This is a genomic window from Enterobacter sp. ECC-019 (assembly GCF_043974075.1).
In the GTDB taxonomy this organism is placed as follows: domain Bacteria; phylum Pseudomonadota; class Gammaproteobacteria; order Enterobacterales; family Enterobacteriaceae; genus Enterobacter; species Enterobacter asburiae_D.
The window spans coordinates 3,522,698-3,536,148 of sequence record NZ_CP143759.1 but is presented as its reverse complement, the minus strand read 5'-3'; the positions used below and the strand labels follow the sequence as shown (position 1 = coordinate 3,536,148).

Annotated in this window: 13 protein-coding genes; 5 read left to right on the top strand and 8 right to left on the bottom strand. The window is 55.8% G+C overall.

Features of this window, described 5'->3' with window-relative positions; genetic code table 11:
• The first annotated feature begins 28 nt into the window (after positions 1-28).
• Entirely contained in the window at positions 29-2,089 is a 2,061-nt protein-coding gene (ptrB, locus tag V1566_RS16780; RefSeq protein WP_395304046.1) for an oligopeptidase B, read from the top strand.
• Here the strand turns inward: ptrB and exoX are convergent.
• From exoX to V1566_RS16765, 3 genes are all read right to left on the bottom strand, one after another.
• A complete protein-coding gene (exoX, locus tag V1566_RS16775; RefSeq protein WP_395304045.1) occupies positions 2,086-2,748 on the bottom strand; it encodes an exodeoxyribonuclease X in 663 nt (220 codons plus the stop codon). The two genes, ptrB and exoX, sit on opposite strands and share 4 nt — an antisense overlap.
• Positions 2,749-2,772: 24 nt before the next feature.
• Positions 2,773-3,423 carry a nitrilase-related carbon-nitrogen hydrolase gene (locus V1566_RS16770; RefSeq protein ID WP_395304044.1) on the bottom strand — a complete coding sequence of 217 codons (651 nt, stop codon included), beginning with the start codon at positions 3,421-3,423 and terminating at the stop codon, positions 2,773-2,775.
• Positions 3,424-3,533: 110 nt separating this feature from the next.
• Positions 3,534-3,764, bottom strand: a complete 231-nt coding sequence (locus V1566_RS16765; protein WP_013096102.1) for a DNA polymerase III subunit theta — start codon at positions 3,762-3,764, stop codon at positions 3,534-3,536.
• A 137-nt stretch (positions 3,765-3,901) separates the two neighbouring features.
• Here V1566_RS16765 and yobA point away from each other — a divergent pair, with 137 nt between their 5' ends.
• Genes yobA through V1566_RS16750 form a run of 3 tightly spaced genes read left to right on the top strand, consistent with a single transcriptional unit; the run spans position 3,902 to position 5,499 of the window.
• On the top strand, positions 3,902-4,273 hold the full coding sequence (gene yobA, locus V1566_RS16760) for a CopC domain-containing protein YobA (protein ID WP_395304043.1): 372 nt from the start codon (positions 3,902-3,904) through the stop codon (positions 4,271-4,273).
• A 1-nt stretch (position 4,274) separates the two neighbouring features.
• A complete protein-coding gene (gene copD / locus V1566_RS16755; protein ID WP_395304042.1) occupies positions 4,275-5,144 on the top strand; it encodes a copper homeostasis membrane protein CopD in 870 nt (289 codons plus the stop codon).
• Between the two features lie 16 nt (positions 5,145-5,160).
• On the top strand, positions 5,161-5,499 hold the full coding sequence (locus tag V1566_RS16750) for a YebY family protein (protein WP_024909705.1): 339 nt from the start codon (positions 5,161-5,163) through the stop codon (positions 5,497-5,499).
• Between the two features lie 407 nt (positions 5,500-5,906).
• On the opposite strand, the gene V1566_RS16745 is transcribed toward V1566_RS16750, so the two are convergent.
• The gene (locus V1566_RS16745) at positions 5,907-6,848 is read right to left on the bottom strand and encodes a VirK/YbjX family protein (RefSeq protein ID WP_395304041.1); all 942 of its coding nucleotides are present in this window, start codon (positions 6,846-6,848) and stop codon (positions 5,907-5,909) included.
• Positions 6,849-7,014: 166 nt separating this feature from the next.
• On the opposite strand from V1566_RS16745, the gene pphA reads away from it, so the two are divergent.
• Complete coding sequence (pphA, locus tag V1566_RS16740) at positions 7,015-7,659, top strand: protein-serine/threonine phosphatase (protein WP_395304040.1); 645 nt, start codon at positions 7,015-7,017, stop codon at positions 7,657-7,659.
• Between the two features lie 34 nt (positions 7,660-7,693).
• Here pphA and V1566_RS16735 read toward each other — a convergent pair whose 3' ends face one another.
• From V1566_RS16735 to yebS, 4 genes are all read right to left on the bottom strand, one after another.
• Positions 7,694-7,933, bottom strand: coding sequence for a YebV family protein (locus V1566_RS16735; RefSeq protein WP_008500472.1), 240 nt, complete (start codon positions 7,931-7,933; stop codon positions 7,694-7,696).
• A 105-nt stretch (positions 7,934-8,038) separates the two neighbouring features.
• Positions 8,039-9,481 carry a 16S rRNA (cytosine(1407)-C(5))-methyltransferase RsmF gene (gene rsmF / locus V1566_RS16730; RefSeq protein WP_395304039.1) on the bottom strand — a complete coding sequence of 481 codons (1,443 nt, stop codon included), beginning with the start codon at positions 9,479-9,481 and terminating at the stop codon, positions 8,039-8,041.
• A 77-nt stretch (positions 9,482-9,558) separates the two neighbouring features.
• Positions 9,559-12,192, bottom strand: coding sequence for an MlaD family protein (locus V1566_RS16725; protein WP_395304038.1), 2,634 nt, complete (start codon positions 12,190-12,192; stop codon positions 9,559-9,561).
• Complete coding sequence (gene yebS / locus V1566_RS16720) at positions 12,161-13,444, bottom strand: membrane integrity lipid transport subunit YebS (protein WP_213327850.1); 1,284 nt, start codon at positions 13,442-13,444, stop codon at positions 12,161-12,163. The genes V1566_RS16725 and yebS overlap by 32 nt, the downstream gene beginning before the upstream one ends.
• Positions 13,445-13,451 lie beyond the last annotated feature (7 nt).

Genomic DNA, 13,451 nt, shown 5'->3' with positions numbered 1-13,451 from the left:
AGGGTGTAAAACTTAAAAGAATGATGACATGCCACCGAAAGCCCGACGTACTCCTTATGCGATCACCACGCATGGCGATACGCGTATAGACAACTATTACTGGCTGCGGGACGATTCGCGCTCCCGGCCAGAGGTACTCGACTACCTGCACGAGGAAAACGACTATGGCCGCAAGGTCATGGCTAGTCAGCAGACGCTTCAGGACCAGCTGTTGAACGAAATGGTGCAGCGTATTCCTCAGCGCGATATCTCCGCGCCCTGGACCAAAAACGGCTATCGCTATCGCCATATCTACGAGCCCGGCAATGAGTATCCCATCTACCAGCGTCAGTCGGTGTTAAGCGCCGAATGGGATGAGTGGGATATTCTGCTGGATGCCAACCAGCGCGCTGCCCACAGCGAGTTTTATACCCTGGGCGGCATGTCCATTTCGCCTGATAACGCGGTGATGGCGCTGGCGGAGGATTATCTCTCCCGCCGCCAGTACGGCCTGCGGTTTCGCAATCTGGACACCGGCAACTGGTATCCGGAAATGCTGGAAAACGTCTCTCCGGATTTTGTCTGGGCGAATGATTCCGAGACGGTTTACTACGTCAAAAAGCACGCGTCGACGCTGCTGCCTTATCAGGTGTGGCGACATACCGTGGGAACGGACTCCGCTGACGACGAGCTGGTTTATGAGGAGAAAGACGAAACGTTTTATGTCAGCCTGCATAAAACCTCCTCGCGCCACTATGTGATTGTCTTCCTTTCCAGTGCGACGACCTCGGAAGTTCTGCTGCTGGATGCCGAACTGCCCGATGCCCAGCCGCTCTGTTTCCTGCCGCGCCGCAAGGATCACGAGTACAGCCTGGATCACTTCCAGCACAGCTTTTATTTGCGCTCCAATCGCGAGGGCAAAAACTTTGGTCTCTATAAAACCAAAGTGCGCGATGAGCGCAAGTGGGAGGTGCTTATCCCCGCGCGGGATCAGGTGATGCTCGAAGGGTTCACCCTGTTTACCGACTGGCTGGTGGTGGAAGAGCGTCAGCGCGGGCTGACCAGTATCCGGCAAATCAACCGTAAAACCCGGGAGGTGGTGGGGATTGCGTTCGACGACCCGGCCTATGTGACGTGGATTGGTTTCAACCCTGAACCCGAATCGTCGCGGTTGCGCTACGGGTACTCATCCATGACCACGCCGGACACCCTGTTTGAGCTGGATATGGATACCGGGCAGCGTCAGGTGATTAAACAGACCGAGGTAAAAGGGTTTGAGTCCGAAAACTACCGCAGCGAGCACCTGTGGGTCACCGCCCGGGATGGCGTGGAGGTGCCGGTCTCTCTCGTTTACCATCGGGCGCATTTCCAGAAAGGCAAAAATCCGATCCTGGTGTACGGCTACGGCTCGTATGGCTCAAGCATGGACGCCGATTTCAGCAGCAGCCGGTTAAGCCTGCTCGATCGCGGTTTTGTTTTCGCCATCGCTCATATTCGCGGCGGCGGTGAACTGGGACAGCACTGGTATGAAGACGGGAAATTCCTGAAAAAGAAAAACACCTTCAATGACTATCTCGATGTCTGCGATGCGCTGATTGAGCAGGGCTACGGGGCTCCGCAGCTTTGCTTTGGGATGGGCGGCAGCGCGGGCGGCATGCTGATGGGGGCGGCGATCAACCAGCGTCCCGAGCGCTTTAAGGGGATTGTTGCGCAGGTTCCGTTTGTCGATGTGGTCACGACCATGCTCGATGAATCCATTCCTCTTACCACCGGGGAGTTTGAGGAGTGGGGGAATCCGCAGGATGAGATGTACTACCGCTATATGAAAGCGTACAGCCCGTACGATAACGTGGAGGCGAAAGCCTACCCGCATATGCTGGTCACCACCGGCTTGCATGATTCTCAGGTGCAATACTGGGAGCCGGCAAAATGGGTGGCAAAACTGCGGGAGCTCAAAACCGATGACAACCTGCTGCTGCTGTGTACCGACATGGATTCCGGACACGGGGGAAAATCGGGACGGTTTAAATCCTACGAAGGGGTTGCCCTGGAATATGCCTTTCTGATAGGCCTGGCGCAGGACACGCTGCCAGGCCGCGCGGAGCGTTAGGCGTCGCCCAAATAGTGTTTAAGCGTTAAGCGCAGTTCCGGGCTCATTCTGTCGAGGTTGTTATACAGCCAGCGCAAATAGCCCGGGTCTTTATCCGCCACCTCGGACACCGGCTTCCCGCGATATTTCCCAAAGGTAAACGTGGTCAGTAGCGCGGGGCGGCCGGAGATCGTCGCCATATCATCCGGCGTCCAGCCGGAGATATTCATAATATCAATCAGCAACGCGGCGGTGATATAGCAGTCATACAGGGCGCGGTGATGGTGAAGCCCCTCAGGGGTACGGACGCTGAGCTTACGGGACTTGTAGAGCGCCATATTGCTGTATTTGATCCCCGGCCACAGCCGACGCGCCAGCTTCATGGTACAAATCCATTCTCCCGGCATTTCAGGTAACACCCGGCGGTCAAAGCTGGCGTTATGCGCGACGTACCATGGGCTACCGTAGTAGTGCGGAATAATCTCTTCGATCCACGGCTTGTCCGCCACCATCGATTCGGTAATGCGATGGATAGCCATCGCCTGAGGGCTGATGGGACGATCGGGACGCACCAGATGGCTCATTGGGTTGACGATTTTACCGTCAACCACGTCGACAGAGGCCACTTCCACTATTCCGCCCTGAAGATCGCAAGTTTCGGTATCGATGACGCGCAGCATTGAAAACTCCTGAGCTTAAAACGCCTAGCCTAAAGGAATGATATCGCCTTGCCAACCCTCTCCGCCGAGCGTACCGGTCACCAAAAGCTCGCCCTTATCCGCGCGCACGATCAGCTGGCCTTTTTCATCCCACAGCGCGCTGCCGCCGCAGGCGTTTGCCATCAGTACCGCAATGGCATATTTATGCGCGAAGCGCTGCAGGGTACTGATGGACTGCCGCCAGCGGTTATCCCTTACTGACTGGCAACTGGTGACAAGCGTTGCCCTGGGATCGAGATTGGGGGAATCGGCATGCGCATCAATGATGCTAAGGTGTTTATCCCCCGGCACCAGGCTGGCACCGTGACCTTGCGGGTAGCGCAGGATGCGTTGGCGAGCGGGTGTAAACAGCACAAGGCCTTTCTGGCGCAGACCATTCCGTTCCAGGGGGATCCCGGCAATAACGGTAATTTGGTAAAAATGTGCCGCGTTAAACAGCGGTTCCAGCTGCGCGTCAACGGGTGGGGGAGGTAGCGTCGGTGCGCCTGACCCCGTTAATGAGAGTTCAGGGAAGACCAGCAAATCACACTGCTGCCGTGCGGCTTCGGCGATGAAGCGCAGGTGGTGCGTAACATGGTCATCCACGCTCTGGTGCTGACCGCTATACTGGGCTGCCGCTATATTCCAATGTGACATCGTGACTTCCTTATACACTGAGTCGCAGAAATTTAAGAATACACCTAAATTTATCAGGGTTTTCTTATCCTGCCAGATTCCGCGTAAGGAAGTGTAACGACTCGTTAAGCTTATTTAACTTTTGGCTCGTACGGTAAACGGGAGAGGTTAACCGAGGCGAGACGGTGGGCGATTAATCTTTCACGGAACCAGTCGCGCAGATGGGCGGGTTGTTCCCGTTCCACGACTTCAGCCACGATGGGCATGTTGTAACGCTCTTTGAACGCGACGCCAGCGGCAGCGAGATCGACATTCACTTTATCCATCTCGTCCTGCGGAAGGGCGGCCAGATTGATCTTCATTACCTTCTCCTTTTTATGCGGCGGCAACGTTACCGCGATTGCACGATGATGACAAGCGGAGGCAGGATGATCCTCGACTCGTTTATTATACAGCGTTATTCTTTAGCTTACAGACATAACAAAAAGGAATGATTGCGATGGGTTTCTCCGCCTCCCGCGCGGTATGCGCACTGGTTTTTGTAGCCTCGACAATGATAACGCCCTCCGTGCTGGCACATGCACATCTTAAACAGCAGATCCCGGCAGCAGACAGCGTGGTGACCGCGCCGCAGGCACTTACGCTGAATTTTTCGGAAGGTATCGAACCTGGGTTTAGCGGTGTGGTGGTAAAGGATGCGCAAAAGCAGGCCATTAAAACGGGAACCGCTACGCGAGACGAAAAGAATAAGGCTCAGCTCACCGTGCCGCTGGAACAAACGCTGGCGTCAGGGACTTACCAGGTGGACTGGCATGTGGTCTCCGTAGACGGTCATAAAACCAAAGGCAGCTATCACTTTAGCGTGAAATAGCATGCTGGCGCTGTGTTATATCGGGATACGCTTTATCCATTTTGGGGCGCTGATGCTGGTTTTTGGCAATGCGCTTTACAGCGTCTGGTTTGCGCCTTCCACTCTCCACCGTCTGATGTCCCGGCGTTTCCAGTCGCAGCAGAAAGTGGCAGCCTTAGCGAGCCTGGCGGCAGCATTCCTGATGTTTATGCTGCAGGGCGGAATGATGGGTAACGGCTGGGGAGATGTGTTTGCCCCGCAGGTCTGGTTCAGCGTGATGGGGACCCGGTTTGGTGGCGTCTGGCTGTGGCAAATGATCCTCGCGGCGATGATGGTCGGTGCGGCATGGCTTGCGCCGCTGAAAGGTTCGCGGCTGCTGCTGCTCGCAATGGGCCAGCTTATCCTGCTGGCTGGGGTAGGGCACGCGGCGATGAACGACGGTCCGATGGGGGCGCTGCAGCGTCTTAATTATGCTTTTCACCTGATCTGTGCCGCAACCTGGCTTGGTGGATTACTGCCTTTGCTGTTCTGCATGCGGCTGACGAAAGGGCGGTGGCAGACTGCCGCCATCTTTACCATGATGCGCTTCTCGCGCGTGGGGCATTACGCCGTCGCGGGCGTGCTGCTCACCGGCGTGATAAATACGCTCATGATACTGGGCGTTCATATTCCCTGGCAGGCTGGCTACGTGCAGTTTTTGTTGTTCAAATGTGCGCTGGTGGCGTTGATGGTGGTAATTGCGCTGGCAAATCGGTATTTTCTGGTGCCACGGTTTCGTCCGGAGACCGGGCGAGCACAACAGATTTTTATCAGGATGACACAGGCAGAAGTGGTGCTGGGAGCGTTGGTACTGGCAACGGTCAGTCTGTTCGCCACCTGGGAACCCTTCTGACAAGGTTAAATATCATATGAAAAAGACAGTACTTTCTCTCATATTGCTGGCCTGCACGGGGAGCGCGCTTGCCGCGCCGCAGGTTATCACCGTTAGCCGTTTTGAAGTGGGTAAGGACAAATGGGCTTTCAATCGCGAAGAGGTGATGCTGACCTGCCGTCCGGGCCACGCACTGTATGCGATCAACCCGAGCACGCTGGTGCAATACCCGTTAAATGATACCGCAGAGCAGCAGGTAGCCAGCGGTAAGAGCAGCGGCCAGCCGATCAGCATTATTCAGATCGATGATCCGGCGCATCCGGGACAAAAAATGAGTCTGGCACCGTTTATCGAGCGCGCCGACAAGCTCTGCTAACGCTCAGGTTTCCAATAAAAAACCGCAGATGCTTGCGAAAGCACTGCGGTTTTTCACTTTTAATGATGCTCTGGCGCTTTTTTTCCGACCGCTTTAGCTGTGGACTGGAAAACCTGGCGTCGTCATCTATTCTTAAAAGGCAAGGCGACTTAGCCTGCATTAATGCCAACTTTTAGCGCACGGCTCTCTCCCAAGAGCCATTTCCCTGGACCGAATACAGGAATCGTATTCGGTCTCTTTTTATCTGTATGAAAGTAAAGGAGTAATCCCAACTCTATCTTTCTCATACAGCGCGCACGTCCTGTACGTCCTGCTAAAACATAACACAACACAGCATGCGGAAGTCCAGCCCTTTTTGCCTGTTTTGTTAAATTTTCGTGTGCGGTCAGATAAAGCAAGCGTCATCATTAAAAGTGGGACTTCACGGATGCCTCTATTTCATCGAGCAATTCAAAACGACGACGGTATTCGGCACGTTTTTTACTGGCAATCTCATCGAGCGATTTACGCTCCATCTGTAGTGGCAACTGCCAGCAGAAGGTCGAGAGCTTTTTACCGTCCAGAGATCCCCAAAACTCATCGTAGCTTGCATGGAAATGGCGGCCTTTGCTCAGGCGATATCGCAGCGCGCGGAAAACGTGTCCCTCATCGCTGACGGCAAAAATAGCCCTGACAGATGACTGCGCAGCCATTTGGAAGAGAACTTCCATTAACACCCGTTTGGGGAACAGGCCGTGGCAGGCGCGGGTGGCCTGTTTAATGACGTCTCGTGATACGCAGCGACGGGGTCCCTGAAGGCCGCCGATGACCATCACTTGCTGACCATTGCTGCGCGCGACGCTGAAGGTCAGGCTGGCCAGCAGCGTATCCTCGTTGTCGCGTAGCCACAAGGTGCTTTCGCCCTCGCGCTCGGCTTTCCCCGCAGAGGAAGCATTGACCGTATAGGTTACACCGTCTTTGGCGTGGAACTGTGCGACGGTTTGCTCCTGCGGGCTGGTCAGGGCCTGAGCGAGACCGCTCTCTTTCAGGCTATCAATCCAGTAATAATGGTTGACGATAGCGTCGGCGCGATCGTTAGGCGTCAGGCCGCGCATCAGATACTGCCGGTGGGTCTTGCTGGGTAATGTAATCTGTGAGGCAAGCAGCCTGTCGAAATCGTCGCGCCCGGAAAGGGCTTCCAGCATGCGATGGGTAGAAGACCAGAACAGAAGCGAGCGTAAAAGGAACTTCAGGCGATATTCGCGTTTGCGCCAGATTGGCCCCGGCACGCGTTTGCCGCTCACCAGCTCGGAAATAATATTTGTGCGATGTGGATAAAAAACATCGTTATGCAGGTGCGTATTAGACACGTGAAGACCCCTCTTTTTTTCTACCCTTATTCTAAAGAGCCAATAAAAAGGGATTAATAGCGCGAGGATCTTTATTTCTCTTTGGTTTACCGTTTGTTTCACTTCATGAGGACCGCGCCTGTCTGTTGCCTTTTCTGCGGTGACTATACTGGTAAAAGGAGGTCCTATGTATCAGCGAATTGAAGGTGGGATGTGGCGTCACGTCTGGGTCGTCAGCGATATACACGGTTGTTACCAGTGGCTTATGGATGAGCTTAAACGCCGTCATTTTAACCCGTATGAGGATTTACTTATTTCCGTCGGGGATGTGATCGATCGTGGCCCTGATAGCGTGAAATGCCTGCAGTTAATTCATGAAAAATGGTTTTGCGCCGTGCGGGGAAACCATGAGCAAATGGCTCTCGACAGTCTGGATAATAACGATTTTTCGCTCTGGACGATGAATGGCGGAATATGGTTTTCGCGTCTTGAACGCGACCAGCAACAGCTTGCGCGGTCGTTACTCGAAGCCTGTCGTGAATTACCGCATATCATCGAGATAACCTGTGCGAACGGTCTGAATGTGATTGCCCATGCCGATTATCCGGCTGCGGAATACCGGTGGCAAAAACCGGTTAGCGCCCAGCGCGTCTTATGGAACCGCGACAGACTGATGGGATTTATGGTGGGCAAAGGAGAGGGCATCAGCGGCGCGGATCATTTCTGGTTTGGGCATACGCCCCTCGACAGAAGGTATGATTTTAACAATCTCCACTACATTGATACGGGGGCTGTTTTTGACGGTTACTTTACGCTGGCGCAGCTGCAGTAATAAATAACCCGCCTTCGGGCGGGTTCTCTTTAGGTCAGGCAAGACGCATGACCCAGGCATCGGTTTTACTATCGTAATGCTCACGGTAAAGGACAGAATGTTCGCCATCAAGTATTGCCGGGACGCTGGTGTCTGCATCCCATGCATCGAGCTGCATGCACAAATCCGGGTCGGATTTGCAGGGAATACTTAACGTTCGATCGCCTTGTGCTTCGCCGCGCAGCTCTGCGTCGTCGATCTCAAAAGCGCCAATACGCACGCTGGTTTTCGTCATAGTGCTCTCCGGGTCGGTTGTCAAAATCTGGTATGACCAGTGCGATCATCCATTTTTGATCGTAGACAAGGAGAGCAAAATCGCCAGTAAAAAAATGCGCTTTTTTCAGTCCGTGCGATCGTTACCGGTAAACAAACGGCCGTCCCGAACCAGCTCGCGCGGATAGCTGTTTTTCAGCCTTGAGCCGACCTTTTTTGCCAGTCCCAGCGGGTATCCCTGATACGTCACTATCACTTCATCCCCTGATGGCGCGCTGTCCGGATAGACATCGCGACCACGGTACCACTCTTCGGCTTCCTGATGCGTCAGGGCAAAGGTATTCTCGCGTCCGGCAAGGGCGATAACGGCCTCATGCTGCCAGCGATACCCTTTGTTATGCACTTCCGCCAGGCGGATCCCGATTCGCGAAAAACGGACCTTTCCGATGAGCGGCTCGATCTGATCCGGGAACAGCCATATCTCTTTATCTCGCTGCCAGAGATGCAGGCTCTCATCCCAGACCAGCCCAACCTTTCTGGCGGCGGCTTCAAGCTGTGCGGCATTGCGACCTTTAAGAGGGGCAAACGGGAAGTTGCCGACCTTGAATTTAGGTGCGGGCAGGGGGGCAACTGCCTGCGTTTTACGCAGACGCGCCACAAAGAACCCTTCGCAGTCGTAAATCTGCGGGAACACGTGAAGGAAACCTTCGGGGGTGACCGCCTCTTGTGCCGAGGCAAACAGATCGTTAAGCGGCAGGAACTCGACTGAATCCGGATATTGCGCTTTCAGCCACAGACAGACATCTTCGTTTTCATCGCGGTTTAGGGTGCACGTTGAATAGACCAGCGTGCCGCCGGGGCGCAGGGCGTGAAATGCGCTCTCGATGAGCTCTCGCTGCGTGGCGGCGATCTCCAGGTTGCTTTCCACGGACCAGTTCTTTAACGCATCGGGATCTTTACGCACCACCCCTTCGCCGGAGCAGGGGGCGTCCAGCAGAATGGCATCGAAGGCTTCCGGTAAGGCGGCGCCAAACACGCGTCCGTCGAAGTGCGTCAGGGCAACATTATGAATACCGCAGCGGCTGATGTTGGCATGCAGCACCTTCACGCGGCTGGCGGAAAACTCGTTGGCGAGGATCGCCCCGTGGTTACCCATCCGGGCGGCAATTTGCGTGGTTTTTGAGCCGGGCGCCGCGGCAACATCCATCACGCGCTCAGGCGCATTGCCATCGGCAAACAGGGCGGCAACCGGCAGCATCGAGCTGGCTTCCTGAATATAGAACAGACCGCTCAGATGTTCAGCGGTGCTGCCCAGCGGCAGCGAGGCCTCATCATCACGTTCGATCCAGAACCCTTCAGCGCACCACGGTACCGGCGTAAGCTGCCAGCCGTATGGCGAGACCAGCGTCAGAAAATCATCGACGCTGATTTTCAGCGTGTTGACGCGAATGCTTCGGCGTAACGGACGCTGGCAGGCGGCGATAAAATCGTCTAACGACAGGTGAGAAGGAAGCGCCTCGCGCATCTGCGCCAGGAATTGTTCAGGAAGAAATACGGAGTTTTGAGCCACGGGCACACCACAGGGAAAAGTTCAGGTGCGCAGTGTAACATAAAGGCTCCGGTGCGTTGACACCGGAGCCTGTCAGATTAACGCGGCAGGGCGGTACCCCATTCGCGCCACTCTTTCGGTTCGCTTTCGAGCAGCAGGAAGTGTTTACCCGGCTGCGCTTTTGGCGCCAGCGGCGTTCCCGGCGGTGTGGCAAACGCGATACCGCCGCGTATGAACTGGTTGAAGGTGCCGGTTTTCACCACGCCTCCCGTCAGGCCAAAGTCCAGCGAATAGCCGGATGCCAGCCAGAATACCGAGTTATTACGCACCAGATGCTGATAGCGTTCGCTGATGCGCAACGCCACCATTACGCGGTCGGAGAGCGTACCGAGCGTCAGGCCCGTGACCGTACCCACCTCAATACCGCGGAACAGTACCGGGGTGCCGATGCTCAGCGAGCCCGCTTCCGGCACTTCCACCACGATGCTCAGACCACCAAGGTAGCGCGAGTCGGTGATCGTGGCTTCCTGCAGCTCGAAATCACGACGGGCATTGCCCTGTCCTGGCTCAACGTTGATGTACGGCTGCAGGATGGTGTCGAGATGCTCAACGCCTGCGGCCGAGATCTGCGGCGTGACCACCGAGAAGCGCGAGCCCGTACGGGCAAAGGTCTGCACATATTCCGGGTAAAGCACGGCGGTGGCCTGCACCTCGTTGCGCGAGGTAATTAGCGTCAGCTTCTGGATCTGCCCGATATCAATACCCAGATAGCGAATTGGCATGCCTTCCGCCAGCTTACCGGCATCAAACGCGTGCAGGGTAATCTGTCCACCCACGGCACGCGCGGCAGTTTCGGACGGGAAGAGAATACGCTTATCACCTTTACGCAGATTCGCGCCCGCGCCGCTGAGGTTATCGAAGCTAATCGCCCCGCGCAGCGCGCGTGAGAGCGGAGAGGCCTGCACGGTCAGCCCGTTACCGTTAAGCTGAACTTTCGCGCCGCCTTCGGCCCAGAAGACGCTGTTTGGCGTCAGCAGCTTGCGGTACTCCGGCTTGATATGCAGTTCGATATCGAACGCGTCCGCACGCGGACGAACGGTGATCACTTCCCCGACTTCAAACTTGCGATACAGCACCACGGAGCCCGCCTGTACGTCCGGCAGCGTCTCGGCGCTTAGCGTCAGCGTGGTGGTAGGAAGATCGCTCAGGCTGTTTTCAATCGCTTTCTCCAGGTTGGCATACAGCGGATAGCTGTCGCGCACGGGGCCTTTATCGCCGGGCAGAATGCGGATACCGCCGTTAACCCATTCGCTGGCGCTGGCGCCGAGGAACTCCACGCCGTCCAGACCCACCTTCACGTCGACGCGACTGTTCACCACGAATTTGCTGTCACCGTGCACCAGGTCGCTGTACTGCGGATCGATGGCGACCGAGAACGTTACGCCATCCGCGGAGAGTTTACGCTCCAGCACCTGACCGACCTGCACGCCGTGTAAAATTAACGGCTGTCCGGCTTCGATACCGTAACTTTCTGGTGCATTCAGCGTGACCGTCACTACGCCTGGCTTTTGCAGCAGGGCTTTATCCGCCGGGGCAATCACGAAGCTATTGCTGGGCTCACCTTCACCGGGGATGAGCTCAAACGTATTGCCGGTCAACAGCGTGCTGAGGCTGGCATCGTTCAGAGAGAGCTTTGGACTGCGCATTTCGATACGCGTTTTCTCGCGCAGGAGATCGACCACGCTCGGGTCGACGGTCATTTCGCCGGTGACCGAGCCGCCCGGGTTGAGCGTCATTTTGGTGAGCTGACCAACCTGCAACCCCTGATACATCAGCGGCGTCGAACCCGCTTTTAGCCCTTTAGCATCGGGCAGGGCGAGTTTAACGATCACGCCGCGCTGGCTGTGCGCCAGGTCAGAGTACAATCCAAATGCGTCATCAGCGGTGGCAGGGCTTGAGTTTTCCGGGGAGTCAAAGGCAATGGCGCCATTCACCAGCGCGGCCAGACTCTCCAGCTTCACTTTCGCACCGCTCAGGCTGAGGTCCGCATCCACGCCGGAGACGTTCCAGAAGCGGCTGCCTTTTTTCACCAGATTGGTGAAGCGACGCTCGATCAGCACGTCGATGGTGACGCCCTGTTTATTTGGGTTGATCGCATAATCGTACACGCGGCCAACCGGGATTTTGCGGAAATAGACCAGAGAGCCACTGTTCAGAGAACCGAGATCCGGCGCCTGCAGATGGATCATTAAATCGCCGTTATTGAGGCGGTACTTGGGCTGTGTATCCAGGGCAACAAAGTGATCCTGCGGCTCTCCTTTACCCGGCATCATGCCAATATAGTTACCGCCCACGAGCGCATCCAGCCCGGACACGCCGGCCAGAGAGGCTTTTGGCGTCACCAGCCAGAACTGCGTTTCGCTGCGCAGGGCATCCTGCATGTCAGATTTAATACTGACCCGCACCTGAATTTTGTTCAGCCCTTTTCCAAGGGAGATGTCCTGAACCGTGCCCACTTCAACCCCCTGGAAGCGAACGGGCGTTCGCCCGGCGACGATGCCGTCGGCGGTCTGGAAATCAATGGTGACAGTACTCCCGCGATCTTCATAGCTCGTCCAGATCAGCCAGCCTGCAATCATCAGGGCGATGACGGGCAGCAACCAGAATGGCGAAATGCGGCGTTTTGTTTTAATTCTCGCTTCAGTCGGCGAAGCGGGGGTTTCCTGACTCATGTGCATCCCAAAGTAAGCGGCTATCCAGCCATTCCACAGCAAGAATAGTCAATATCACCGCAGAGCCGAAATAAAAAGCCGCGGGTCCCATTGTAAAAGCAAGCAGCTGGTCGCGATTGATGAGCGACATCATCAGCGAAATCACGAACAGATCTAACATTGACCAGCGGCCAATCCAGGTGACGAACCGCAGCAGCAGAATGCGGGTTCGTAAACCTTGTTCACATTTAAAGTGAATGCTGATGAGCAGGGTAAACATCACCACCACTTTGGTAAAGGGAACCAGGATACTGGCAATAAAGACGATCGCCGCCACCCCGACGTTGCTGTGCGCAAGGGAGATAATCCCGGAGAGGATAGTATCCTCCTGACGCCCGCCATTCACGTAAATGATGGAAATCGGCAGCATATTGGCTGGGATCAGAAACACCAGGGAGGCGATCAGCGCGGCCCAGCATTTTTGCAGGCTGTTGTTGCGCCGCAGTCTCAACGGAATGTGGCACCGTGGGCAGCGTCCACGCGTGTCGGGCAAGCCGGTATAGTGGCATCCCAGACAGACGCGCAGATTGTCATCGGGACGCGTGGCGGGGCGCTGAGGGTAAAACCGCTCCCAGAGCTGCTCGACGTTCAGGTGGATCAGCGTCAGGATGCTCAGCAATACCAGGCAGATGAAAGCAAAGAGCCCGATGCCGGGCTGCAAAAAGGCATAGTCCTGTACCTTTATTGACGCAACGCCCACGCCCACCAGATAAATATCCAGCATCACCCACTCTTTGAGCTTATCCAGCATCAGCAGCACCGGGCGAAGGTTCATACCGAGAATATTGCCAAACCAAAGATAGGCAATGGCGGCGACCAGCACCAGCGGCGCGCCAACGGTGCAGAACAGCACCATGGCAGCGGTGATGGGATCGCCCTGACGGGTCATCTGCCAGATACCCTGCAGCACGTTGGCGTCAATACGTACCCCAAGCAGGTAGAGTTTGAGCAGCGGTTCGCTCCAGGCGAAGGGCATCAGCAGCAGCATGGTGACGGCCATGGCGGCGAGTCGGGTTAGCGACCAGTCGCGACCATCACGAATTTTGGCGTCGCAGCGGGGACAAAAGGCACTTTGGTGCGATTTCATCTTCGGCAACATAAAAAGCGTATCGCACTGGGGGCAACGCTGATAATGTGCACGTGGCAAAGCTTCGCTTACCGTATGGACAGTTATCTTTCTTGTCGGCGTAATTTTGGTTGTTTTTAAGGCCATCAGCTGC